Annotated in this window: 23 protein-coding genes; 6 read left to right on the top strand and 17 right to left on the bottom strand. The window is 71.6% G+C overall.

All coding sequences use genetic code 11. From position 1 onward, the window contains the following. Positions 1–22 precede the first annotated feature (22 nt). Together nusA and rimP are read right to left on the bottom strand one after the other, a co-directional pair. Positions 23–1057 (bottom strand): transcription termination factor NusA, encoded by a 1035-nt coding sequence (nusA, locus tag Dvina_RS08555; protein ID WP_223101873.1) that lies wholly within the window; start codon positions 1055–1057, stop codon positions 23–25. After that, positions 1054–1560 carry a ribosome maturation factor RimP gene (rimP, locus tag Dvina_RS08550; RefSeq protein ID WP_246656104.1) on the bottom strand — a complete coding sequence of 169 codons (507 nt, stop codon included), beginning with the start codon at positions 1558–1560 and terminating at the stop codon, positions 1054–1056. The genes nusA and rimP overlap by 4 nt, the downstream gene beginning before the upstream one ends. Positions 1561–1810: 250 nt before the next feature. Here rimP and Dvina_RS08545 point away from each other — a divergent pair, with 250 nt between their 5' ends. Continuing rightward, positions 1811–2302 carry a hypothetical protein gene (locus tag Dvina_RS08545; RefSeq protein WP_223101871.1) on the top strand — a complete coding sequence of 164 codons (492 nt, stop codon included), beginning with the start codon at positions 1811–1813 and terminating at the stop codon, positions 2300–2302. Next, a complete protein-coding gene (locus Dvina_RS08540) occupies positions 2299–2730 on the top strand; it encodes a ferritin-like domain-containing protein (protein ID WP_223101870.1) in 432 nt (143 codons plus the stop codon). The genes Dvina_RS08545 and Dvina_RS08540 overlap by 4 nt, the downstream gene beginning before the upstream one ends. A gap of 357 nt (positions 2731–3087) precedes the next feature. Here Dvina_RS08540 and map read toward each other — a convergent pair whose 3' ends face one another. Further along, positions 3088–3945: a type I methionyl aminopeptidase gene (gene map / locus Dvina_RS08535; RefSeq protein WP_223101869.1), complete on the bottom strand. Its 858-nt coding sequence runs from the start codon at positions 3943–3945 to the stop codon at positions 3088–3090. A gap of 53 nt (positions 3946–3998) precedes the next feature. Between map and Dvina_RS08530 the strand changes: the two genes are divergently transcribed. Next, on the top strand, positions 3999–4187 hold the full coding sequence (locus tag Dvina_RS08530; RefSeq protein ID WP_223101868.1) for a hypothetical protein: 189 nt from the start codon (positions 3999–4001) through the stop codon (positions 4185–4187). 205 nt (positions 4188–4392) lie between these two features. Here Dvina_RS08530 and Dvina_RS08525 read toward each other — a convergent pair whose 3' ends face one another. The 9 genes from Dvina_RS08525 to Dvina_RS08485 all read right to left on the bottom strand — a co-directional run bounded on the left by Dvina_RS08525 (position 4393) and on the right by Dvina_RS08485 (position 14382). Further along, positions 4393–5112: a gamma-glutamyl-gamma-aminobutyrate hydrolase family protein gene (locus Dvina_RS08525; protein ID WP_223101867.1), complete on the bottom strand. Its 720-nt coding sequence runs from the start codon at positions 5110–5112 to the stop codon at positions 4393–4395. Between the two features lie 4 nt (positions 5113–5116). Next, positions 5117–6019, bottom strand: a complete 903-nt coding sequence (locus Dvina_RS08520; RefSeq protein ID WP_223101866.1) for an LLM class flavin-dependent oxidoreductase — start codon at positions 6017–6019, stop codon at positions 5117–5119. Positions 6020–6240: 221 nt separating this feature from the next. After that, positions 6241–6966, bottom strand: a complete 726-nt coding sequence (locus Dvina_RS08515; RefSeq protein WP_223101865.1) for a gamma-glutamyl-gamma-aminobutyrate hydrolase family protein — start codon at positions 6964–6966, stop codon at positions 6241–6243. 427 nt (positions 6967–7393) lie between these two features. Next, positions 7394–8161 carry a 3-oxoacyl-ACP reductase gene (locus tag Dvina_RS08510; protein ID WP_223101864.1) on the bottom strand — a complete coding sequence of 256 codons (768 nt, stop codon included), beginning with the start codon at positions 8159–8161 and terminating at the stop codon, positions 7394–7396. Continuing rightward, a complete protein-coding gene (locus tag Dvina_RS08505) occupies positions 8162–9517 on the bottom strand; it encodes an aldehyde dehydrogenase family protein (RefSeq protein ID WP_223101863.1) in 1356 nt (451 codons plus the stop codon). It abuts the gene before it with no gap. Positions 9518–9561: 44 nt separating this feature from the next. Then, positions 9562–10923, bottom strand: a complete 1362-nt coding sequence (locus Dvina_RS08500) for a glutamine synthetase family protein (RefSeq protein ID WP_223101862.1) — start codon at positions 10921–10923, stop codon at positions 9562–9564. Positions 10924–11003: 80 nt separating this feature from the next. Continuing rightward, entirely contained in the window at positions 11004–11759 is a 756-nt protein-coding gene (locus tag Dvina_RS08495) for a FadR/GntR family transcriptional regulator (protein WP_223101861.1), read from the bottom strand. A gap of 61 nt (positions 11760–11820) precedes the next feature. After that, the gene (locus tag Dvina_RS08490) at positions 11821–13407 is read right to left on the bottom strand and encodes an amino acid permease (RefSeq protein ID WP_223101860.1); all 1587 of its coding nucleotides are present in this window, start codon (positions 13405–13407) and stop codon (positions 11821–11823) included. Positions 13408–13428: 21 nt separating this feature from the next. Next, positions 13429–14382, bottom strand: a complete 954-nt coding sequence (locus Dvina_RS08485; protein WP_223101859.1) for a choline/ethanolamine kinase family protein — start codon at positions 14380–14382, stop codon at positions 13429–13431. A gap of 212 nt (positions 14383–14594) precedes the next feature. Here Dvina_RS08485 and Dvina_RS08480 point away from each other — a divergent pair, with 212 nt between their 5' ends. Beyond that, positions 14595–17834: a GcvT family protein gene (locus Dvina_RS08480; RefSeq protein WP_246656103.1), complete on the top strand. Its 3240-nt coding sequence runs from the start codon at positions 14595–14597 to the stop codon at positions 17832–17834. Positions 17835–18250: 416 nt separating this feature from the next. Here Dvina_RS08480 and Dvina_RS08475 read toward each other — a convergent pair whose 3' ends face one another. After that, the gene (locus Dvina_RS08475) at positions 18251–18595 is read right to left on the bottom strand and encodes a YybH family protein (protein ID WP_223101857.1); all 345 of its coding nucleotides are present in this window, start codon (positions 18593–18595) and stop codon (positions 18251–18253) included. Positions 18596–18665: 70 nt separating this feature from the next. On the opposite strand from Dvina_RS08475, the gene Dvina_RS08470 reads away from it, so the two are divergent. After that, entirely contained in the window at positions 18666–19535 is an 870-nt protein-coding gene (locus tag Dvina_RS08470; protein ID WP_223101856.1) for a LysR family transcriptional regulator, read from the top strand. 569 nt (positions 19536–20104) lie between these two features. On the opposite strand, the gene Dvina_RS08465 is transcribed toward Dvina_RS08470, so the two are convergent. Further along, positions 20105–20803 carry an SDR family oxidoreductase gene (locus Dvina_RS08465; protein ID WP_223101855.1) on the bottom strand — a complete coding sequence of 233 codons (699 nt, stop codon included), beginning with the start codon at positions 20801–20803 and terminating at the stop codon, positions 20105–20107. A 419-nt stretch (positions 20804–21222) separates the two neighbouring features. On the opposite strand from Dvina_RS08465, the gene Dvina_RS08460 reads away from it, so the two are divergent. Next, complete coding sequence (locus Dvina_RS08460; protein WP_223101854.1) at positions 21223–22038, top strand: helix-turn-helix transcriptional regulator; 816 nt, start codon at positions 21223–21225, stop codon at positions 22036–22038. Positions 22039–22212: 174 nt separating this feature from the next. Here Dvina_RS08460 and Dvina_RS08455 read toward each other — a convergent pair whose 3' ends face one another. The 3 genes from Dvina_RS08455 to ispG all read right to left on the bottom strand — a co-directional run bounded on the left by Dvina_RS08455 (position 22213) and on the right by ispG (position 24980). Further along, a complete protein-coding gene (locus Dvina_RS08455) occupies positions 22213–22812 on the bottom strand; it encodes a hypothetical protein (protein ID WP_223101853.1) in 600 nt (199 codons plus the stop codon). Between the two features lie 92 nt (positions 22813–22904). Next, a complete protein-coding gene (locus tag Dvina_RS08450; protein WP_223101852.1) occupies positions 22905–23744 on the bottom strand; it encodes a GNAT family N-acetyltransferase in 840 nt (279 codons plus the stop codon). A gap of 66 nt (positions 23745–23810) precedes the next feature. Then, on the bottom strand, positions 23811–24980 hold the full coding sequence (gene ispG / locus Dvina_RS08445; RefSeq protein WP_223101851.1) for a flavodoxin-dependent (E)-4-hydroxy-3-methylbut-2-enyl-diphosphate synthase: 1170 nt from the start codon (positions 24978–24980) through the stop codon (positions 23811–23813). Positions 24981–24993 lie beyond the last annotated feature (13 nt).

The following is a 24993-nucleotide window of genomic DNA, read 5'->3' as shown; positions in this document are numbered from 1 at the left end:
GTGCGACGTACCGTCAAGAAGTCTACCCTGCACTTTCGGCGCGCGCCGCGCCCGGTCCGGTGACGTGATCGACGTTGCCGTCCGGAGCGTTGTCCGGTCTGATATCAATCCGCCATCCGGTGAGCCGCGCGGCGAGCCGTGCGTTCTGGCCCTCTCTGCCGATGGCCAGGGAAAGTTGGAAGTCCGGGACCGTCACCCGGGCCGCCCGGTTGGCCGCGTCGACGACCTCGACGTTGAGCGCTTTTGCGGGAGAAAGGGCATTTCCGACGAACTGCGCAGGGTCCTCGGACCAGTCGATAATGTCGATCTTTTCACCGTGCAGCTCGCTCATGACCGCGCGGACGCGCTGCCCCATGGGGCCGATGCAGGCCCCCTTCGCGTTCACCCCGGCGACCGTCGAGCGCACCGCGATCTTGGTCCGGTGTCCGGCTTCTCGCGCGATCGCGGCGATTTCCACAGTACCGTCGGTGATCTCCGGCACTTCCAGAGCGAACAGCCGCTTGACCAGATTCGGGTGCGAGCGCGACAGGGTGACCTGGGGGCCGCGGAAGCCCTTGACCACGTGGACGACGATCGCCTTGATCCGCTGACCGTGCTCGTAGCGCTCCCCGGGCACCTGCTCGGCCGCCGGCAGCATCCCCTCGATCTTGCCGAGGTCGATGGTGACGATGCCCTTCTCGGCCCGCGCCTCGTGCGCCTGAATCACGCCGGTGACCAGATCGCCGTCGCGCCCCACGTACTCGCCGAAGTGCGCCTCGTCGGTGGCCTCGCGCAGCCGCTGCAGGATCACCTGCTTGGCCGTCATCGCCGCGATGCGCCCGAAGTCGTGCGGGGTGTCGTCGTACTCGCGCACGATCGCCCCGTCGTCGTCCATGTCCTGGGCCAGCACCGACGCGGCGCCGGTCTTCCGGTCGATCTCGACCCGCGCGTGCGGGTTGGCCCCGTCGGTGTGCCGGTAGGCAGTCAGCAGGGCTGTCTCGATCGCCGCGAGGATGGTCTCGAACGGGATCTCGCGCTCGCGCTCCAGTGCGCGGAGGGCCGCAAGGTCGATGTTCATGCCCCGTCCTCCCCTTCTTCCTCGTCGTCGTCCTCGTCGGTCGCTTCGTCCTCGGGGTCGGGAAGCTCGGCGAGCCGCTTCAGCTCCACCTCGACCTTCCCGGGTCCGAGGTCGGTGTACACATGCTTCGTCTTCGTGCCGTCGACGTCGAGGGTCACCCCGGCGTCGTCGGCGGCAATGATGCGCCCGGTCACCTCGCGACCGGCCACCTTGACCTTGACCAGCCGGCTGCGGTTGCGCCGCCAGTGTCGCGGCAGGGTCAGCGGGCGGGAGACACCGGGCGAGCCGACCTCCAGCTCGTACTCCCCCGCGATCAGCTCGTCGCCCTCGGCCTCGGCCTTGTCCAGCGCCGTGGAGATGCTCCGGGACAGCTCGGCCACCTTGTCCAGGTCGACGCCCTCATCGCTGTCGACCGCGATGCGCAGGAGGTGCTTGCGCCCGACCCGGGTGATGGAGAGATCTTCGAGGTCGAAACCACCGGCTGTGACGATCGGTTCGACCACCGCAAGGAGGCTCTGTCGATGCTGCTGCGCCATAGATCGACACCCCTCCTTCAGGCACCCGCACGGGCGCACGCCTCAACGCCGCCTGCGTTCTGTTGCGCGGGCGGCTCGTGCAGAGCGTAACGCGACGGGCCGCGGGACGTCCCGGCGGCGCTCCGAACGCCACCCGCCCGCGCCACGCACCGGCATTTACCAGGGCCTTCAGAGGGCGGGTGCGCGGCCGGGCCCGCCGATGGTGTTCACTAGGCCGGTGCTCCTCCGCCGACGCGCTCTGCTCGCCGCCGCCGCGGCGGTCACGACCGGGTCGCTGGCGGCCTGCGACCTCGGCGGCGACCCGCCCGCGCCGAAGTACGACCCGACCGGCGACGCCCTCATGCCGCTGCTGACCCGCACGGTTGCGCTGCGTGACCGTTACGTCGCCGTGCTGGCCGCCGTCCCGGCCCTCCAGGACCGTCTGGGCCCGCTCAAGGACAACCACGATCAGCACGTGATCGCGCTGGCCCGGGAGATCGGCGTGCCCGAGCAGGGCCCCTTCCCCGCGCCCAGTGGCTCCCCGGCCGTCACGGGCTCGGCCGCGCCGGTCCCGTCGGACCAGGCCGCCGCGCTGAAGGACCTCGGGCAGCTGGAGAAGGACGCCCGCCAGGACGCGGAGGGCGCCTGCCTGGCCGCCCCGTCGTATCGGGCCGAGCTCCTGGGCTCGATCGCCGCGTGCCGCGCCGGCCACGGAGAGGTGCTGGCATGAAGCCGGCCGACGAGCGCCTGGTCGCCGCGTTGACAGCAGAACACGCAGCTGTTTATGGGTACGGCGTGCTGGGACCCAAGCTCGACAGCACGACCATCGCACTGGCCCGCGCGGCCGACAACGCGCACCGCACCCGCCGGGACGCGCTGCTCGTGCGCCTCACGAGCGACGGCATCACCCCGCCCCCGACCGCACCGTCCTATCAGCTGCCGTTCGCGGTCACCGACCGCGCGTCCGCGCTGAAGCTCGCCGTCCAGCTGGAGGACCGCACCGCGGCCCAGTGGCGCCTGGCCCTGCCGGCCACCGACGGCGACCTGCGCAAGACCGTCCTCGATGCGCTCGTCGACTGCACCACGCGCGCGGTCGCGTTCCGCAAGGCCGGCAGCCTTACCCCGCTGGTGGCCGCCTTCCCCGGCAAAACCGTCTGACGCTGATACTCCCGAACTTGTGCCACAGCAAGTCGGCGTCACCCCATGGGGCTGTCCGCTCCGCGACGATCGTTGCATCACGCCACGAGCGTCTAGACGAGAGGAGGGCCAGACATGCGCCGCACCGCGTGGGCCGGTCCGACGATCCAGCCGCGATAAGCGACGGGTCGTTCCCAACCAATTCGCCGTCTCGTGAGCCTGCCGTCTCGGGGAGCCATGGACCCCCGGGACGGCTCAGGCCACGGGCACCCGACCGGACGACCGTACGACCCGGCCGCCGCCGCTTCCGAGCGCAGCCGCCGGGCTTGCCGACACTCGGGCTCGCGGGCTCGGGCGAGTACAACCGCTGATCGTGGACTAGGGCAGCGTCAGGATCTCGTAGCCGTCCTCGGTGACGACGATCGTGTGCTCGAACTGGGCCGTCCACTTGCGATCCTTGGTGACGACGGTCCAGCCGTCCTTCCAGATGTCGTACTCGTGCGTGCCCAGCGTGATCATGGGCTCGATGGTGAACGTCATCCCCGGCTCCATGATCGTCGTGAGCCGCGGATTGTCGTAGTGGGGCACGTAGAGCCCGGTGTGGAAGACCTCGTTGATGCCGTGCCCGGTGAAGTCGCGCACGACGCCGTAGTGGAACCGCTTGGCGTACGCCTCGATGACCCGCCCGACCGCGTTCAGCGGCCGCCCGGGCGCGACCGCGCGGATGCCCCGCATCATCGCCTCTTTGGTCCGCTCGACCAGCAGCCGGTCCTCCTCGGCCACGTCGCCGACGCAGAATGTCGCGTTGGTGTCGCCGTGCACCCCGCCGATGAACGCTGTCACGTCGACGTTGAGGATGTCGCCGTCCTCGATCACCGTGGAGTCGGGGATACCGTGGCAGATGACCTCGTTGAGCGAGGTGCAGCACGACTTGGGGAAGCCCTTGTAGCCGAGCGTCGACGGGTACGCCCCGTTGTCGCAGAGGAACTCGTGCACCACCCGGTCGATCTCGTCGGTCGTCACACCCGGCTGCGCGTGCTCCCCGGCCAGCGCGGTCGCCTGCGCGGCCAGCTTCGACGCCACCCGCATCCGCGCGATGACCTCCGGTGTCTGCACGTCCGACCCGCGATGCTTGGCGGGCGCCCGCTTCCCGACGTACTCGGGCCGCGCAATGCCGGCGGGAACCTGACGCCACGGAGTCTGCGTGCCGGGGGCAAGGGGAGCGCGAACCTTCATGGCCAGAAGCCTAACGCGCATCAACACGGGCCTGTCCGGGTAACCACCCAGGCATGATCGACGACGACGACCGCATCCACGACCGCGCCGCGCTGCTGCCCGAAGAGCTCGCGGCCGGCAGTGACGATCCAGAAGCCCAGGCTGCGGCTGTACTGGCAGACTCCGACGACCGCGAAGAGTACCGCGAAACGGCCCCGGACCTGCGGATCGAGCACCGCACCTCCGACGAGGCCGCCTCCTAGCGCAGCGCCGCCCGGGCGCCTCTGCACTCAGCACGGCCCGCGACGCATCCGAGCGCAGCGACGCATCCGAGCGCAGCGACGCTCGCGGTGCGTCTCGGCTTTGCGACCCGGGGCGCCGCATCATCCTGGCGCTTCGTCTGGTGAACGCCCCAGCCGGGCGGCGCGTCGCCAGGTGCGCAAGGAGCGGCCACTCGGCCAATATCGTTCAGCGCTTGGCGGCCACCTGATCGCGGCGCATGCGGGCAGCCTCGACAAAAGCCTCGAACAGCCGGAAATCCGTCGTGTCCTCGGGGTGCCACTGCACCCCTATCGCGAAGCTGCGCGCCGGGTCCTCCACGACCTCGATCAGGTTGTCCTCGGGGCACCAGCCGGTCGGCACCAGGCCGCCCGGGTCGGCGCAGCCCTGGTGGTGGAACGAGTTGACGATCACCGCCTCGCCCAGGATCGCGGCCGTGCGGGAGCCCGGGGTCAGGCGGACCGGGTGCTCGCCGAACTTCGGGCCGCTCACCGGGCGGTGGTTGTGGTGGCCGAGGACGTCGGGGAGGTGCTGGTGGAGGCGCCCGCCGTATGCGACACACATGAGCTGCATGCCGCGGCAGATCCCGAACAGCGGCAGGTCGGCTTCGAGGGCGGCCCGCATGAGCAGCAGCTCGGCGGCGTCGCGCTCGGGCTTGACCTTGGTGGTGGCGTGCGGTGGCTCCCCGTACAGGTCAGGGTTCACGTCCGAACCGCCGGTGAACATGATCCCGTGCAGCCCGTCGAGGACGTCGGCGTCGGGGTCGTCCGGGGTCACCAGGACGGCGCGGCCGCCCGAGCTGTGCACGGCGTGCACGTAGGAGAGCGGCAGGACCGCGGAGAACGTGTCGTTGAGCCCGAAGCGGGTTTCCTCGGCGTACGTGGTCAGGCCGATGACCGGTCGCGACATTCCCTCAACTTAGTCCCCGCGGTGTGAGGTTGTGCAGGATGTCCAGGGCCCGCTCCTCAGCCGCGTCCGCGTCCACCTCGGGCGCCGCGATCGAGGGGTCGAAGTTCAGGTCATAGAAGATCTCCGTGACCCCCTGGGTCCCCAGCCAGGCCACGTCCTCGCGGATCTTCTCCCACGACCCGTCGAGGAAGCCGCGCCCGGGCCGGAACAGCGCCCCGCGGCACACGATGCGCACCCTGTCCGGATCGCGCCCGGCCTTCTCCGCGCCCTCGCGCACCAGCTCGACGTCCCGGCTTATCTGCGTCAGGTCGTGCGCACTGCGGCTGACCCACCCGTCGGCGATCTCCCCGGCCCGCCGCAGCGCCGCCGGAACCGACCCGCCGAGCAGGATCTGCACCCCGTCCTCCTGCACCGGCCGCGGCAGCATGCGCCCGCGCGGCACGGTGAAGAACTCGCCGGCGAACTCGCTGACCTCGTCACGCCACAGCGTCCGCAGTACCGCCACGAACTCCCGCGTCCGCGCCGCTCTCCGCTCCGCGCTGGCCCCCGCGGCCGTGAACTCGGCCTCCGACCACCCGGTCCCGAGCCCGAGATCCACCCGCCCGCCGCTGAGGACGTCGAGGGTGGCCGCCTGCTTGGCGAGGTACGTGGGGCTCACGAACGGCAGATTGACCACCGCCACGCCGAGCCGGATCGTTTCGGTGAGCGCCGCGGCGTACCCGAGCGCGACGAGCGGGTCGAGCACGCTGCGATAGAACGGGTCGAGCTCCTGCTCAGCCCCGACATAGAGCCGCTGGAACGACCAGAGCGAGTCGTACCCCTCCCGCTCCGCCGCGACCGCCACCCGTCCCAACCGCTCCGGCGTAGCCCACGACCCCGACACCGGCAGCCCGAACCCGATCCGCATGGGCCAAACCTACCCACCAGACCAACTCCCCGAACCATCCGAAACCAACATCTCTCGCGACCGCGCGCGGCTTGCGACAGCGCGCGGGGGCGCCATTCACCGACCAGCGGCCGCCCCGAACCTCCGCGACCGCGCGCGAGGGCTGCCAGCGCGACCGCGCGCGAGGGCCGCCGGCGCAAGAGCCGCCGACTCGAGGGCCGCCGGCGCGACCGGGCGGCGGTTCAGTGGGCGGGGATCGGGGATTCCAGGCTCGCGGCCGCGCGCACGAGGGCAGCGAAGGGCCGGACGTCGCCCATCTCCTCCGGGTGCCACTGAACGCCGAGCACGAACCGCCGCGCCGGATCCTCGACCGCCTCGACCACGTCGTCATCGGCCCATCCGGTGACGGTGAGCCCGCCGGCCGAGTCGATGCCCTGGTGATGGTAGGAGTTCACCTCGTCCGCGGCCCCGAACACGCGCTCCGCGCACGACCCGGCGGCGAACCGCGCCGGATGCACCCCGTAGACCCCGGGCGCCGGCTGGTGCCGCCCGTTGCCGAGCACGTCGGGCAGGTGCTGGATCAACGACCCGCCGTACGCGACCGCCAGCAGCTCCGCCCCGCGGCAGACCCCGAGCACGGGCAGGTCGACCGCCAGCGCCGCGTGCAGCACGGCCAGCTCCCCCGCGTCGCGATCGGGCCGCGTGACGGTGCTCGGATGCGCCTCCGCGCCGTACCGCCCAGGCTCGATGTCGGCACCCCCGGCCAGCAGCAGCCCGTCCAGCCGCTCGACCAGCCCCGCCGCGTCCTCGCGCCCACCGAGGTCATCGGGCGGAATCACGACGGCCCGCGCGCCGGCCGCCCGCACCATCCGCACGTACGCCTCCGGCACCAGCACCGCCCGGGTGTCCCACACACCCCAGCGCGCCTGCTCCGCGTACGCGGTGATCCCAATGATCGGCCTGGTCATCCTGGTTCACATCTCTCTCGTACGTAACGCCCCGGCCCGCCGAGCCACCGACTTCGATTTTGTCCCATATGTCGCAGTCAACGCACGAAAAGCCACCGGGACCACGACCAGACCGCACCGCACACCGCGACGCCGCGGCCACGACGCCGCGCCGCCACGAGACCGCGAAACCGTGAGACCGCGGGACCGCAAACCGCGAGACCGCGAGACCGCGAGACCACGCCGCCGCGGAACAGCGGGACAGCGGGTCTAGCGGGGCAGCGACGACGCGGCGATGCGATGACCTGGCACCGCGAGCCCCCTGCGACTACGGCGACCCCGGCACCGCGACGACGTGCCGGCATCGCGGCCTGGCGCCTCACCGACATACCAAGCCGCCCACGCCCACAAGCCGCGCGTCCGCGCGTCCGCGCGGACGCGCAGGCAGCTACAGCGGCGTCACGTAAGCGCCCGTGATGCCGCCGTCCACCAGGAACGTCGAGGCCGTGATGAATGACGCGTCGTCGCTCGCCAGGAACGCGACAGCCCCCGCGATCTCCTCCGGCGTCCCGAACCGCCCCATCGGCACGTGCACCAGCCGCCGCTGCGCCCGCTCGGGGTCCTTCGCGAACAGCTCCATGAGCAGCGGCGTCGCGATCGGCCCCGGGCAGAGGGCGTTGACCCGGATGCCCTGCCGCGCGAACTGGACGCCGAGCTCCCGGGTCATCGAGAGGACAGCCCCCTTCGAGGCGGTGTAGGCGATCTGCGAGGTGGCCGCGCCGAGCAGCGCCACGAAGCTGGCCGTGTTGATGATCGAGCCCTTGCCCTGCGCGAGCATGTGCGGGATCGCGTACTTGCAGCAGAAGTACACGCTCGTGCCGTTGACCTTCAGCACGCGCTCCCACGCCTCGACCCCGGTGTCCAGGATTGAGTCGTCGTCGGGAGGTGAGATGCCGGCGTTGTTGAAGGCGATGTCCAGCCGGCCGTGGCGCTCGACGACGCCGTCGAAGAGGGCCTTGACCGCGGCCTCGTCGGCGACGTCGACGGCCACGAACTCGCCGCCCACCTCCTGCGCGGCCGCCTTGCCGGCCGCCTCGTTCAGGTCGACGGCGACGACCTTCGCGCCCTCGGACGCGAAACGCCGGGCGGTCGCCAGGCCGATGCCGCTGCCGGCGCCGGTGATGACCGCGACGCGGTCCTGCAGACGTGGCTGCACCTATACCTCCGTGCTGAAGAAGACGTTCTTGACTTCGCAGAACGCGGCGACCGCGTCCGGGCCGAGCTCGCGGCCGAGGCCGCTCTGTTTGACGCCGCCGAACGGGGTCCAGTACCGCACCGACGAATGCGAGTTGACGCTGAGCGCACCGGTCTCCACGCCGCGGGCCACGCGGATGCCGCGGCCGAGGTCACGGGTCCAGATCGAGCCGGAGAGGCCGTACTCGGTGTCGTTGGCCAGCCGGACCGCCTCCTCCTCGTCGGCGAACGGCAGCACCGACAGGACGGGCCCGAAGATCTCCTCGCGCCAGTGCCGGTCGCGCGCGGACGCGGCGGTGAGCACTGTCGGCGCCATCCAGTAGCCGGGGCCCTCGGGCGCGCTGCCGCGGAACGCCACCGCGGAGTCGTCCACGTAGGAGCGGACGCTGTCGCGCTGGCCGGCCGAGATCAGCGGGCCCATCTGCGCCGACTCCAGGGAGGGGTCCTCGCACCGGAACGCCTTCACTGACTGCTCCAGGAGGGCCATGAACTCGTCGTACACGCTCGCCTGCACCAGCAGCCGCGACCGCGCGCAGCAGTCCTGGCCGGCGTTGTCGAACACGGAGCCGGGCGCGGACGCGGCGGCCCGGGCCAGATCGGCGTCGGCGAAGACAATGTTGGAGCTCTTCCCGCCCAGCTCCAGCGTCACCCGCTTCACCTGCTCGGCGCAGCCGGCCATGATCCGCTTGCCGACCTCGGTTGAGCCGGTGAAACACACCTTGCGCACGAGCGGGTTGGTGACGAAGCGCTGCCCGACGATCGACCCTTTTCCCGGAAGTACCGTCAAAACGTCTTTGGGAAGACCCGCCTCCAAGGCCAGCTCGCCGATGCGGATCGCCGTGAGCGGCGTGAGCTCGGCCGGCTTGAGGACCACGGTGTTGCCCGCGGCCAGCGCGGGCGCGAAGCCCCAGCCGGCGATCGGCATCGGGAAGTTCCACGGCACGATGACGCCGACGACGCCGAGCGGCTCGTAGAAGGTGACGTCGAGCCCGCCGGCGACCGGGATCTGGCGGCCGCTGAGCCGCTCGGGCGCGCCCGCGTAGTAGTCGAGGACGTCGCGGACGTTGCCGGCCTCCCACCGCGCGTTGCCGATGGTGTGCCCGGCGTTGCGGACCTCGAGCTGGGCCAGCTCCTCGTTGTGCGCATCGACCACGGCGGCGAAGCGGCGCAGCAGGCGCGCGCGGTCGCCCGGCGACACGGCCCGCCACGTGGCGAACGCGGCGTGCGCGCGCTCGATGGCGACGTCGGTCTCAGCCTCGGTCAGCGACGGTACCGTCGCGACGACCTGCTCATCGACCGGCGAGATGACGTCGTGCATGGTGATGCCAACCCCTCATGAAGCCAGACCCTCGAACGGAGGGCCTAGAGCCGTTCGAAACCGCGCGTGAGCTCCCAGTCCGTGACCGCCGCATCAAACGCTGCCAGTTCGATGCGCGCCATGTTGGCGTAATGGGCGACGACGTCCTCCCCGAACGCCTCCCGCGCGGCCGCGCTGTCCTCCCAGAGCGCGAGCGCCTCGCGCAGCGTGGCCGGCACCCGGGGCGCGGACGCGTCCTCGTAGGCGTTGCCGGTGTACACGTCCTCGAGCTCCAGGCCGTTGCGGATGCCGTGCAGCGCGCCCGCGCACAGGGCGGCGATGGCGAGATAGGGGTTCACGTCCGCCCCCGGCACCCGGTTCTCGACCCGCATGCCCGGGCCGTGCCCGACGAGGCGCAGCGCGCAGGTGCGGTTGTCCAGGCCCCAGCGCACAGCGGTCGGCGCGAAGGAGCCGGCCTGGAAGCGCTTGTACGAGTTGATGTTGGGCGCGTAGAACAGCGTGAACTCGCGCATCGTGGCGAGGATCCCGGCCATCGCGCTGCGGAACATCGGGGACACGCCGTGCTCGCCGTCGCCCGCGACCGCGGGGCGCCCGTCAGCGGGACCGCCGACGGAGCGCAGCGAGAAGTGGATGTGGCAGGAGTTGCCCTCCCGCGCGTTCGGCTTGGCCATGAACGTGATCGAGACGCCCTCCTGAGCGGCGATCTCCTTGGCCCCGTTCTTGTACAGCACGTGCCCGTCGGCGTTGGGCAGCGCGGCGTCGTACCGGAAGGCGATCTCCAGCTGCCCGAGGTTGCACTCGCCCTTCGCGCTCTCCGGGGTCAGCCCGGCCGCCGCCATGTCATTGCGGATGCGGCGCAGCAGCGGCTCGACCCGGGCCGTCTGCAGCAGCGAGTAGTCGGAGTTGAACAGCGTCACGGGCGTGAGGTTGCGGTACCCCTGCCGGAACGCGTCCTCGTAGGACTCCCGGAACGCGATGAACTCCAGCTCCGTGCCGGTGTAGGCGGAGTACCCGGCCTCGCGCAGCGCGCCCAGCTGGGCCTGCAGCACCTGCCGCGGCGACACGGTGACCGGCGAGCCGTCGAGCAGTTGCAGGTCGGCGAGGACCAGCGCGGTGCCCGGGAGCCAGGGTACGCGCCGCATCGTGGCGAAGTCCGGGATCATCGCGAAGTCGCCGTAGCCGCCGGACCAGGAGGACATCGCGTAGCCGTCGACGGTGTTCATGTCGACGTCGACGGCCAGCAGGTAGTTGCAGCCCTCGGTGCCGTGCGCGACGACGTCGTTCAGGAAGTGCGCGGCGTGGAAGCGCTTGCCCTGCAACCGCCCCTGCATGTCCGTGACCGCCACGACGACAGTGTCGATATCGCCATCGTTCACGGCGATGCGCAGCTGCTCAACGCTCAACATCCGCTACCCCTAAAAGGTCTAGAAACAAACCATAAGCTCAACCCAACAAACCGCGCAATATTTGGTACGCGTCCGCGCGCTCAGCCCAGCAGACCGCGCAGCAGCGCCGCGGTGGCGTCACAGTGCTCTTCCATCTCGATGCGGGCCACCGCCGGGTCGCCCGCCAGGATCGCCTCGACCACCCGCTCGTGCTGGGCATCGGAGTGGTCCAGGTTGCGCCGCAGCACCGGGATCGCGGCCAGCAGCCGGTCCAGGCGCAGCTGCACGTCCGCGATCGACGCCGCCACCGACGTGGAGCCGCCGGCCGCCGCGATCGCCAGGTGCAGCCGCGAGTCGTTGACCCGGCGGGTCAGCGGGTCCCGCGTCCGCGCGGCGCTCAGGCACGCGACCAGGTGCTGCCGGTCGGATGCCGACAGCGCGCGGGTGGCGGCCAGCGCGGCCGCGCCCGGCTCCAGCACCCGGCGGAAGTCGAGCGCGTCGTGCAGCGCGTCGCCCATCTCCCGGGCCAGCGTGGCCGCGTCCTGGACCGGGTTGCGCTCGCGCCCGGGCTCGCCGGCGTCGCCTGTCGCCCGGACCACGAACGTGCCGCCGGAGCGGCCGCGGCGCGACTCCAGGAACCCGGCCTCGCGCAGCGCCGCGATCGCCTCCCGCAGGGTCACCCGGCTGACCTGCAGCCGCTCGGCCAGTTCCCGCTCGGGCGGGAGCCGTTCGCCGACCGGCACGAGGCCGAGCCGGATCGCCTGGGCCAGCCGGGCGACGGTGATCTCGAAGGCGTTGCCGCCCCGGACCGGGCGCCACATCGGCACGCCCGAAAGCGGCTCCGTCGCCACCGGCATCCGACCTCCCCGATAGGTCTGCGGGCCGGCCCGGAAGGACCGGCCCGAAGACCATCATCCCCTAGTGCTCGTTCGGCGCGGGCGCGTCGCCCGCCGCCACCGCGGTGTCCTCGGCCAGGGCCTGGTCGATGGTCCGGATCGGGCCCTTGAACCACTGCCGCGCCGATGCGAACCACCACACCGCCGCGCCGCCGATCACGATGAGCAGTGCCAGCGGTGCGTAGTTGACAGCGGTCCAGGTGAAGCCCTCGTTGCCCGGGATCGCGGTCGGCGTGAACGGCAGGATGAAGTAGATCGACACGACGACGATCTCCGCCACCGCGATCCAGCCGAGCACCTTGTACTTGCTGCCGAGCGTCCACGGCCCGGGGACGAACCGGTCGCCCATCCGCAGCCGCAGGTAGATCGGGATGAGGAACGCGACGTACAGCCCGATGACGGCGACGGAGACGACGGCGTAGAACGCGGTCGGCGCGCCGGTCGGGCTCTTGTACAGCGCGGGCAGCGTCAGCACGCCACCCGCGATCGCCGCGCCGATGATGGCGTTGACCGGCGTGCCGTTGCGGTCCACCTTGGACCACAGCCGCCAGCCCGGCACGGCGCGGTCGCGGCTGAACGCGTACGTCATCCGGGACATGCTCGTCACGCAGCTCATGCCGCAGAAGAACTGCCCGATGGTGGAGATGAGGATGACCGCCTTGTAGAAGCCGGGGCTCAGGGACGTCGCGAAGACGGCGACCGAACTGCCGCTGGCCGCGTTGATCGCGTCGACGTTCGTCGCGGCGAAGAGGAACGCCAGCAGCAGGATCCAGCCGCCGATCGCCGAGTAGAAGATCGACTGCCACAGCCCCCGCGCGGCCGCCTTCGAGGCGCCGATCGTCTCCTCGGAGACGTGGGCACAAGCATCAAAGCCCGTGATGGTGTACTGCGTGAGCAGGAACCCGAAGGGCAGGACGAGGAACCAGTAGGTGCTGTCGGAGTAGCCGGAGTTGTTGAATCGCTCGGTGAACACGAAGGACAGGCTCTGGTGCCGCTCGGGCACGAGGACCAGGATGAGCACGACCGCGGCCGCGCCCGCCACGTGCCACCACACCGACACGTTCTGCAGCACGTCGATGATCTGGTGACCCCAGATGTTGATGGCCACGTGCGCGGCCAGGATCACCACGAACAGCAGGAACGTCAGGTTGAGGTTGGTGCTGTCCCAGCCGCTGTAGGCGTCCAGGACGTAGCTGAGGAACGTGGCGCAGCCGTAGTCGACCGACGCGGTGACCGCGACCAGCCCGACGAGGTTGAGCCAGCCGGTGAACCAGCCGTGCACCGGCTTGCCCATCTTGGCGGCCCACCAGTAGATGCCGCCCGCCGTCGGGAACGCCGACACCAGCTCCGACATGCAGAAGCCGATGATCAGGATGAAGATCGAGATGAGCGGCCAGCCCCATGAGATGGCGATCGGGCCGCCGTTCATCCAGGCCTGACCGAACGTCGTGAAGCAGCCCGCGAGGATCGAGATGATGGAGAACGAGATTGCGAAGTTGGAGAACCCGCTCCACTTGCGCCGCAGTTCCTGCTTGTAACCCAGTTCGGCGAGCCGCTTCTCGTCGTCGTCCGGGATCGGTAGGCCGGCCTGGGTCGGCGATGCCGACATGGCACCTCCTCGGTGAGGAATTTAGGGGGTGATGGTGTTCCTTCCGGTCACCGTGCCCAGCAGGCGCCCGAGCGCGGGGTCGGCGAGCGCGTCGCGCGCCTGCCCCCACTTGTCGGCCGCCTCCGCCGCGTAGTCGAAGCCCGCCAGGTCCTCACCGCGGGCGGCGGCGAGGAGTCCATGGTGGACGGTGAACCACAGGGCCCAGGTCACGTTGGACGCGATGTGGAACAGCCGGACCCGCGCCAGCAGCGCAGGGCTGAGCTCCTCGCCGAAGTACGCCTCGGCGAGCAGGCCGGTGAGGTCCGGGTCATAATCCGCCTCGGCGGCGATGTCGCCGAGCTCGAACGCTGGGTCGTTGTTGCCGGAGAGCTGGTAGTCGATGATGCGCACGCCGCTGGACGTGGCGATGAAGTTCTCCGCGAGCAGGTCGTTGTGGCAGGGCACGGCTCTGAGCGGACGCTCGTCGAGCGCCTCCCGCACCGCGTCCACTGTGGAGTCCCCGTCGCGGTAGCCGTCGGGCAGCGGCAGGTCGTTGCGCCGGCACACCTCCAGCAGCTCCGCCCGCTTGCCGAAGATGTCGAAGTCGTTGCCGAACGCCGGCCCCGCGTGCAACCGCCGGCAGGCCTCGGCCAGCGCAGGAATCACCACGGGCCGGCGCACGTCCGCCGCCGCGAGCGTGCGCCCGGGCAGGAACTCCAGCACAATCGCGGGGACGTCGGGCAGCGTGGCGTACACCTGCGGCCCGACACTCTCCGCGGCCGTCTCGGTGTTGGCGATCTCCCGCGCGGGCGCGATCCCGAGCCCGACCGCGGACACCTGCGGCTCCAGCACCCGCAGCACATAGGGCACCTGATCGACATCGACCCGGTACACGTGATGGGAAAGCCCGCCCTGCAACCGCTGCCACTCGACCGCGCGCCCCACCCACGACGGAACCCGCTCCAGCAGGTCCGCGATGGACGGCACCGCACTCATGGCTCCGGGCCCCTTCGCCGCGATCCGCCGGCCGAATAGAGACGAAGCCAGTCCTTTAGCCCGGCTGTTCTCTAGTGATCGGCGTCATGGTGGCACCGAGTTAACGCCGCCGTCAGGCGCACGTCAAGAGCGATCCTCACGTTTACTCCCCGGAAACAAGTGGCACATGTTCAGACCTTTTCCGCCGTGTGGTATTGGGCCACAATCACACGATGTCGATCGAGACGCCCCCGCGGCCACAGCCGCCCGCGGAGAAGCCCTCGGCCCTGAACCTCCCACCCCAGCCCCCCATCCCCACAGGGGCGTCCACGCCATCCCCCTCACCCCGCCCGACCACACCGACGCCTGCACCCAGCTCAACCACACCGCCACCCCCTCCGACGCCGTCACGCGCGGACGCGTCCACTCCCCACCCCGCGCCGTCACCCGCGGACGCGGACGCGGGCGCAAACCGACCTGCCGCAGTACGCGCGGACGCGGACCGACCTACTGCAGCGCGCGCAGACGCGGACCGACCTCCCGCAGCGCACGCGGACGCGGACGCGGACGCCGACCCGCCTGCCGTGGTGCGCGCGGACGCGGACCGTGCCGCGGCGGTGCGCGCGGGCGAGGGCGCGGATCGTCCCGCCGCCGTCCGCGCGGACGCGGGCGTGGACACGGACAAGCCTGCCGCAGTGCGCGCGGACGCGGGCGTGGACGCGGGTGCGGGTGCGGACAAGCCTGCCGCGGTGCGCGCGGACGCAGGCGTGGACGCGGAGCGCGCGGACGCAGGCGTGGACGTGGAGCGCGCGGCCGCGGAGCGACCTACAGCAGCGCGCGCGGACGCGGACCATGCTGCGGCAGTGCGCGCAGGCGCGGATCTGCCTGCGGCGGAGCGCGCGGACGCGGAGCGCGCGGACGCGGACCGACCTGCCGCAGTGCGCACGGACGCGGACCGTGCTGCGGCAGTCCGCGGGGGCGCGGGCGCGGATCGGCCTACGGCAGTGCGCGCGGATGCGAGGGATGTGGTGGGTGACGCGTTGCCGGCTTCGGCGCGGGCTGTGGTGATCGGGGGCGGGGTTGCGGGGTGCTCGATTGCCTATCACCTTGCGCGGCTCGGGTGGACCGACGTTCTGTTGATCGAGCAGCACGAGTTGACCGAGGGAACGACGTGGCACTCGGCAGGGTTTGTCGGGCAGTTGCGGTCAACGGTCAGCCAGACTCGCATGATCATGTATTCGTCGGGGCTCTACGCCGAGTTGCGGGAGCTCACCGGGCTTGACCCCGGATGGCGGGGGGTCGGCGGGCTGCGGCTGGCGACCAGTTCGGAGCGGGTCGAGGAGTTGCGGCGGCAGGCCAGCTCGGCGGCGACGTACGGGCTGGAGATGGAGCTGCTCGGGCCCGCCGCCACCGTCGATCGGCTGCCGCTGCTCAACGTGGCCGACGTGCGGCTGTCGGGCTGGCTCCCGGGCGACGGGTGGCTGGAGCCGGCCCGGCTGGGCACCGCGCTCGCGGCCGGCGCCGAGCGGCTCGGGGTACGCATCGTCACGGGCACGCGGGTCACCGGTGTCACGGTCGAGGGCGGGCGCGTGCGCGGGGTCGTCACCGACGCGGGCGCGGTCGCGGCTGACGTCGTGGTCAATGCGGCCGGCGCGGCCGCGGGCCACGTGGGCCGGCTCGCCGGCGTGGACCTGCCGATCGTGCCGATCAAGCACCAGTACGTCGTGTCCGCGCCGCTGTCCGACGCGTCCACGATGGACATCCCGACCGTGCGCGATCCGGACCGCATCGTGTACTTCCGCGGCGCCGACGAGACCGGGCTGCTCGTCGGCGGGTATGTGCGTGACCCCTCCCCCTGGCAGCCGGAGGCGGGCGCCCCGCTGGACCGGGCGCGGACCCTGTTCGAGCCGGACATGGCGAAGTTCGCGGAGTCGTGGGCCAACGCCCGCCACCGCGTCCCCGAGCTGCGCGCCCTGGACATCGCGCGCGTCGTGCACGGCCCGGAGGCGTTCACGCCCGACGGCGAGTTCCTGCTCGGCGAGACGCCTGTCGCGGGGTTCTGGGTGGCGGCCGGATTCTGCGTGCACGGGCTGGCCGCGGCCGGGGGCGTCGGCAAGGTCATGGCGGAATGGATCGCCGACGGCACGCCCGAGTACGACGTGTCCACGATGGACGTGCGGCGGTACGGCCGGTATGCGGGGAGCCGGCGGTGGGCGGGCGCCCGCGCGCTGGACGGGTACTCGCGGTACTACGACGTCGTCTACCCCGGCCAGGAGTGGGCGACCGCGCGACCGCTGCGCCGCTCCGCCGTCTGGCCGCGGCTGGGCGAGCTCGACGCGGCGCTGGGCGAGAAGGCCGGCTGGGAACGGGTCAACTGGTTCGGCACCAACGCCGACCTGACCCCGGAGGCGCAGCGCCCGAAGGGCTGGGCCGGGCGCAACTGGTCGCCCGCGATCGCCGGTGAGGTCGCCGCGACCGCGCGCGCCGCGGGCCTGTTCGACCAGTCCTCGTTCGCCAAGCTCGACGTGCGCGGACGCGACGCGTTGGACCTGCTGCAGCGCCTGTGCGCCAATGACGTCGCGCGACCGACGGGCAGCTTGACGTACACCCAAATGCTGAACACCCGCGGCGGGATCGAGGCCGATCTGACCGTCACCCGGCTCGGCGAATCGCACTTTCGCCTGGTCACAAGCACTGCGAGCGGGGTCAGGGACGCGGACTGGATCCGCAAGCACGCCCTCGCCGAGGACTTCGACGTGATCGTCGACGACGTCACCGGCGCGTACGGCTGCCTCTGCCTCTGGGGCCCCCGCGCGCGCAACATCCTCCAGCCGCTGACCGACACGTCGCTCGCGCCCGCGGACTTCAAGTTCATGCGCGCCGTCAACCTGTTCGTCGGCCCGGTGCCGGTGCTGGCGCAGCGCGTGACGTACGTCGGGGAGCTGGGCTGGGAGCTGTACGCCCCGACCGAGTACGTCCTGACCCTATGGGACCTCCTGCAGGAGGCGGGGCGCCCGCACGGGATGCGTCCGGCGGGCTACCGCGCGATCGATTCAATGCGCCTGGAGAAGGGGTACCGCGTCTGGGGCAGCGATCTCACGACGGACACGAGTCCCATCGCGGCCGGGCTGGCGACGTTCGTCCAGTGGGGCAAGCCGTTCCTGGGCCGCGACGCCCTGCTGGCCGAACGCGACGCCGGCCCGCCTCCGCGCGTGCTGCGCTGCCTGGTTCTGGACGACCCGGGCACCGTCTGCCTGGGCAGCGAGCCGGTCCGGATCAACGGCGTACCAGCAGGCCGGGTGACGTCGGGCGGGTTCGGTTACCGCGTGGGCGCCTCGATCGCGTACGCCTACCTGCCCGGCGACGTGCCGACCGGCACTCCGGTGGAGGTCGGCGTCTTCGACCGCTGGGTGCCGGCGGTGGTCCGGCAGGATCCGCTGTACGACCCCAAGATGTCGCGCATCCGAGCGTAGGAGCAGCATGTCCCCGCCCACCTCCACTCGCGCCCGCGCGGTCGCGTAGCCCGCGCGATCGTTTACCCCGCGCGGCCGTCTACCTTGCGCGGTCGCGTAGCTTGCGCGGCCGTCTACCCGGGGCGATCGTCTACCTCGCGCGGTCGCGTACACCGCGGGGTCGCGTAGCACGCGCGGTCGCGCGCTGGCCGTCCCTGTCCGAGCACCGCGTCCTATCCGGGCCTGTGCTGTGCGCGTCCGCGCGTGCTGAACGTCTCGGCACCAGATGGATGAGGCCGCTCGGACCGGTGCGCCCGCGCGTCTGCGTGGGCTTGTCTGCACCAGTCCGGGCAGGAGACCGACGCCGCTCGGACGCGGTGGGGTGCGGTGCGCATCCGCGGGCGCCGGTCAGCGCTCATAGGCCGGGTTGGCGGTGGTCAGCCGGCGTTCTCGGGCCGGTCGATCACGCGAAGCCAGGTGCCGTCGGGCTGGCGGCGGACGATCTGCACGCGGCCGCCTGTGCCGTCCTTCGCCTTGGTCGAGGTCAGAGCCAGGTCGCCGTGGTGGATGGTGGGCAGCGCCTCCTCGACGTCGAAGTGCGGCACGTGCTTGAGCATCTGCTCGCACACCGCCTGGATCGCCGCGCGCCCGACAGTGGTGCTGCCCGGCGGGTAGGCGAGGACGGCATCGGGCTCGTACAGCGCGGCGAGCCCGGCGGCGTCACCCGCGTTGGCACGCTCGACGAACAGCCGGGACAGGTCTTCCGGATTCTTCGCACTCATGAGTCCACCGTGCCTCGCCCCGATTCAGAACTCCAAGACCAATGCATGACGATACCTATAATCAGCCGTTATGGAACTGCATCAGCTGGAGTACTTCGTGGCCGTAGCCGACGAGGAGGGGTTCACACGCGCGGCCGCGCGGCTGCGGGTCGCACAGCCCGGCGTCAGCGCACAGATCCGGAAGCTGGAGCGCGAACTCGGCCTGCCGCTCCTGGACCGGACCACGCGGTCGGTGCGCCTCACCGCGGCCGGCGAAGCAGTACTCCCGTTCGCCCGGGCCGCACTGACGGCCGTCGAAGGAGCGCGCCAGGTCGCGGACGAGCTGTCCGGCCTGAAACGCGGCCGTGTGGCCGTCGGCACCGTCAACTCCCACACCGTCGACCTGGCCACGATCCTCGCCGACTTCCACGCCCGGTGGCCCGGGATCGAGATCACCCTGGTCGAGGACGCGTCCGGGCGGCTGGCCGACGCCGTGCGGGAGGGCCGCCTGGACGCGGCGATCGTCGCGTACGCGCAGGAGCCCGAAGGCCTGGACCTCCACGTGGTCACCGACGAGGCGATCGACGCCGCCGTTTGGATTGGCCACGAATTGGCCGCGCGCGAGACGATCCGGTTGACCGACCTACGCGACCGCGCGCTGGTGTGCCTCCCGCGCGGAGGCGGCATCAGAGCAGTCCTCGACGCCGCATGCGCGGAGGCGGGCTTCACACCGAGGGTCGCCTTCGAGGCCGGCTCCCCCACCGTGATCGAACAGCTCGCCGCCCGCCGCCTGGGCATAGCGATCCTGCCGGAGTCGATAGCCCGCCACCGCGAACACCTCCACCCACTCCGAATCATCGAACCCGAACTCCGCGGCCGCCTGGGCCTAGCCTGGCGCCAGGGCGGCCCACCCAGCCCCGCCGCCGTGGCCTGGCTCGACCACGCCCGCAGCTACCTCTGACCAAACCTCGCCTCCGCCCAGGCACGCAAACACCCGGCCACGCGAACGCATGGACGCGCCACGCACGGACGCGGGAGCGGCACGCGCGGGAGCGGCACGCGCGGGAGCGGCACGCGCGGGAGCGGCACGCGCGGGAGCGCCACGCGGCACGCACGGACGCGACACCCGCGTGAGCGCCACGGACGCGGCACGCACGGACGCGACACCCGCGTGAGCGCCACGGACGCGGCACGCACGGACGCGACACCCGCGTGAGCGCCACGGACGCGGCACGCACGGACGCGACACCCGCGGGAGCGGCATGCGGCACGCGCAGGAGCGGCACGCACGGGAGCGGCGCGGCATGCACGGACGCGACACCCGCGCGAGCGGCACGCGCTGGAGCGCCACGGACGCGGCACCCGCGGGAACAGCACACGCGGGAACAGCACACGCGGGAACGGCACACGCGGGAACGGCACACGCGGATGCTCTCGACCCAACCCAACCCAACCCAACGCACCCGCGCGTGACGCCTCCCGCGTGAGAGAAGCACGCGCGGATGCGCCTGCGATTGGTGGCGGTGGGGTTTACCAGGGGACGGGGCCGTCCTCGTCGAAGAAGCCGCCGGTCGGGCCGTCGGCCGGCAGGGTGGCCAGGCGGACGGCGGCGGTGGCGCCCTGGGACGGGGTTCGTGGGCCGGAGTGGAAGTTGAGGTCGGTTGCGCAGTAGCCCGGGTCGGCGACGTTGACTTTGATCGGGGTCGCGCGGAGTTCGGCGGCGTAGGAGAGGGTTATGGCGGTCAGGGCGGATTTCGAGGAGTTGTAGGCCAGGAGGGGGTTCTGGCCGTACGGGTGCTGCGGGTCCGAGGCGAAGTGCAGTGAGCCCAGGCCGCTGCCCATGTTCACGATCCGGGCCGCCGGGGACCTTCGCAGCGCCGGCAGGAAGGCGTTGGTCACGGCCACCACGCCGAAGACGTTCACCTCGTAGGTTTCGCGCAGCAGGTCGACCGGCGTGGCGGTCGGGAGGGCGCCTCGCTCCAGGAGGACGCCGGCGTTGTTCACCAGGACGTCCAGGACCTCGACCTGCGCGGCCGCGGCGGCGATCGAGGCCGGGTCGGTGACGTCCAGCTGGAGGAGCTCGGCCCCGATCGACTCGGCGGCCTCCTTGCCGCGGATCGGGTCGCGGGCGCCGACCAGCACGTGCATGCCGAGGGCGCGCAGTTCTCGGGCGATCTCCAGGCCGATGCCCTTGTTGGCCCCCGTGACGAGGGCGGTCTTGGTCGTCATGGGCTCCACGGTCGTCGTCGCGACCGCGCGGCGGGAGAGACGCCTTGAACATCGGATCGGCAGTCCCTGGACAGGCCATCGCGACCGCGCCGCCGACAGCGACCGCAGAGCAGGCCGAGCGAGGAGCCGGTGCAGGGCGAGCGAGAAGCCGGTGCAGGGCGAGCAAGCGAGGCAGCGCAGGGCGGAAAGGACGACAAACGCCGGGCAGGAAGCGAGACAGCGCAGGACACAAAAGGAGACAGCGCAGGGCGAAAAGGGAGGCAGCGCGGGGCAGGCGAGGCGGGGCAGGCAACCGGGACGGAGTAGGAGCGGGGAGGGGCAGGGAAGGAGGGCGGCGCCGAGTGGGAGGAGAGCGCGGCGGGTGAACGTCGGACTCGTGGTCCCTGGATAGGACGCGCGCGATCGCGGAGCATGGGGGGATGAACCGGGTACTGCTCGCCGAGTTTCTGAAGGATCGCCGCGCGCGGACCAGGCCGTCCGAGGCCGGGCTACCCGAGGGGACGCGGCGGCGGACGCCCGGGCTGCGCCGGGAGGAAGTGGCTCGGCTCGCGGGGATCTCGGTCGACTACTACGCGCGGCTGGAGCAGGGGCGGGGGCCGCACCCGTCGCGGCAGGTGCTGGCCGCGCTCGGACGCGCGCTGCGGCTGTTCGAGGACGAGCGGGCGCACCTGTTCCGGCTCGCCGGGGAGCAGCCGGGGCCGCCCCGTGGACTCAGCCGGGAGGTGTCGCCCGGGATCAGGCATCTGCTGGAGCGGCTCGACGACACGCCCGCGTTCGTGATCGATGCGAAGTACGACCTGCTCGCCTGGAACGGTATGGCGGTGCGGCTGATGGGCGATCCCCCACCCGAGCCGAACATGATCTGGAACGCGTTCTGCGGGCCGATGCCGCTGTCCGAGGATGCGCCGGCCGAGTTCCAGTCGTTCGCGGACGAGTCGGTGGCGGATCTGCGGGCGGCGTCCGTGCGCTACCCGGACGATGAGGGCATCCGCGCGCTGATCGCCCGCCTCCGCGCGGCCAGTCCCGAGTTCACCCGCCGCTGGAACCAGCACCGCGTGTGCGTGCGGCGGACGACGGTGAAGACCCTGACGCATCCCGTGTACGGCGAGCTCGAGCTGGAGTGCCAGGTTCTCCACGCCGACGAGGGCGGCCAGCGGGTCGTGTTCTACACCGCCGCCCCGGGCTCACGCACCGCCGGCGTCCTCAACGGCCTCCGCGAGCAGGCAAGCGTCTGACAACAGCCGCCACCGCGAACGACGCGGCGACGCCCCTGCCCACCCCACCGCAGCCGCCTCCACGAACGACGCGGCATCGCTCTCCGCTGACCCACCGCAGCCGCCTCAACGACCCCGCGGACAGCAAGCGTCTGGCAACAGCCGCCACCGCGAACGACGCGGCGACGACCCGGCTCACGACCGGCGGACGTCCTCGGTGGCCTCCGCGAGCGGGCCCGGGTGCGCGACGGTCTCAGTCGAGTCGGCGTCGAGGCGCCGGGTCAGGTCGTCGTCGGCCCGGCGAGACGCGTCCGGGCCCACGAACTCGGTGACCTTCGTCGACTCGTGCGACAGCCGCCCGGCGATCAGCGACGCCTGCCAGGCGAGGCCGAAGGCGATCCCGGGCGCCAGCGGCAGGAGCCAGTCCGCGACGAAGCCGTCCGCCGACAGGTGCACGACCACCAGCGCCGAGAAGGCGACCACGAAGCCCTGCGCGAGCCCGCGCCAGGCGGCCCGGCCCGTGGCGCCCGCGACGTCGCGGCGCGGCGTCCGCGCGTTGAGGGTGTCGGCGGCGGCGAGGTCGCGGCGGCCGAAGTTGAACCCGGCGACGCCGGCGGCCACGGAGAGCCCGAGGGTGGTGGAGATGAGCCAGTTCCGGCTGAGGAAGTACGTGAGACCGAGCACGGCCCCGCCCGCCCCGATGGCGACGAGGGCGCGGAGCCACTCCTTCTTGTCACCCGGGTACCAGTAGTAGCGAGTCGTGTTCGGCCCGATCTGCCGGATCATCTGGCCCATGCGACAACTCCAAAGTCACCCGGAGCCCGGCCTTTGCGGGCCCCATCGCGATCATGCACGCTCTCGCCGTACCAAATGGGACAAAAGGCAATTTAAAACAGCACTGTCGCGAACGTTCCGACCTGCTGGAATCCGCAGCGCTCGTAGACGCGGCGGGCGGGCAGATTGTAATCGTTCACATACAGGCTGACCGATGGTGCGACCCGGCGCAACGCATCGCGGACGACGGCGGCGATGCCGGCCGTGGCCAGGCCGTGCCCGCGCAGTTCGGGGTCGGTCCAGACGCCCTGGATCTGGGCGGTGTGCTTGGTGACGACGGCGAGCTCGGCCTTGAAGATGACGCGGCCGTTGTGGAAGCGGGCGTACGCGCGGCGGGCCCGGATCAGCTCGGCGATCCGCTCGCGGTAGGAGCGCTCGCCGCCGTCGGCGGTCGGGGAGACGCCGACCTCCTCGGTGTACATGGCGACGGCGGCCGGGAAGAGCATGTCGATCTCGTCGGGCCGCACGAGGCGGACGCCGGGGTCGGGGGCGATGGGCGACGGGTTGGAGATCGCCATGAGCGGCTGGTTGGGGCGCACGTCGCGGGACGGGCCCCAGGTCGGGGCCAGGTGCGACCAGAGCCCGAGGACCGCCTCGGCCGAGCCGACGATCGACGAGCAGCCGCGGGGCTCGCCGGCGACCATCTCGGCGAAGGCGGCGATCGCGGCGGTCGTGGCGTGCACGGGGATCAGGTTGGCGCCGACCCAGCACAGGGACTCGAGGTTGCGCCGGGAGCCGTACCCGAAGATCCGGGCGTCCTGCCGCCACCACGCGAGCCCGGCCATGGAGACCCGCTCGGCCACCTGGGCACCTCCGAACGGGTCCCGATCGAGCAGGCGTTCGACCGATCCCCGTTCAGCGTCGCCGAGCAGGCGCGCAGCCACCGTCAGCATGTCCACCAGCCTGCCAGATCTCGCAAAGGAGGGCACTACATACCCACACCCAGTGATCCCGAAGGATTAGTGCACCGTCACCGTCGGCCCGGTGAGACCGCGCAGCTCCTCGGGGAGATCGACGCCCTGCTCCTCGGCCAAGCGCAGAGCCTCCTCGACAAGGGTCTCCACGATCTGCGACTCGGGCACCGTCTTGATGACCTGGCCCTTGACGAAGATCTGCCCCTTGCCGTTGCCGGAGGCCACGCCCAGGTCGGCCTCGCGAGCCTCGCCCGGCCCGTTGACGACGCAGCCCATGACCGCGACCCGCAGCGGCGCCGGGAAGCCGTCGAGTGCCGCCGTGACCTGCTCAGCGAGGGTGTACACGTCCACCTGCGCCCGCCCGCAGGACGGGCACGAGACGATCTCCAGGCCGCGTTCACGCAGGCCGAGCGACTCGAGGATGGCCTGGCCGACCTTGATCTCCTCGACCGGCGGCGCGGAGAGCGAGACCCGGATCGTGTCGCCGATGCCCTCGGCGAGCAGCGCGCCGAACGCGACCGAGGACTTGATCGTGCCCTGGAACGCCGGGCCGGCCTCGGTGACGCCGAGGTGCAGCGGGTAGTCGCACTGCTCGGCGAGCTGGCGGTACGCCCGGATCATGACGACCGGGTCGTTGTGCTTGACGGAGATCTTGATGTCGCGGAAGCCGTGCTCCTCGAACAGCGAGCACTCCCACAGCGCCGACTCCACCAGGGCCTCGGCGGTCGCCTTGCCGTACTTCTCCAGCAGCCGCTTGTCGAGGGAGCCCGCGTTGACGCCGATGCGGATCGGCACGCCGGCGTCGGAGGCCGCCTTCGCGATCTCCTTGACCTTGTCGTCGAACTGGCGGATGTTGCCGGGGTTGACCCGGACCGCGGCGCAGCCGGCGTCGATCGCGGCGAAGACGTACTTCGGCTGGAAGTGGATGTCGGCGATGACCGGGATCTGCGACTTCCTGGCGATCGCGGGGAGCGCCTCCACGTCGTCCTGGCTCGGCACGGCGACGCGCACGATCTGGCAGCCCGACGCGGTGAGCTCGGCGATCTGCTGGAGGGTGGCGTTGACGTCCGCCGTGAGCGTCGTACACATCGACTGCACCGACACCGGCGCGCCGCCGCCGACGGGCACCGACCCCACCATGATCTGGCGGGACTTGCGCCGTGGGGCCAGCGGGGGCGGTGGGACGGCGGGCAGGCCAAGGCTGACTGCGGTCATGGGAAAAAGTCCT

It is taken from the genome of Dactylosporangium vinaceum (genome assembly GCF_019904175.1).
GTDB classification, from domain to species: Bacteria; Actinomycetota; Actinomycetes; order Mycobacteriales; family Micromonosporaceae; genus Dactylosporangium; species Dactylosporangium vinaceum.
This window is presented reverse-complemented; position numbering and strand designations above follow the sequence as displayed.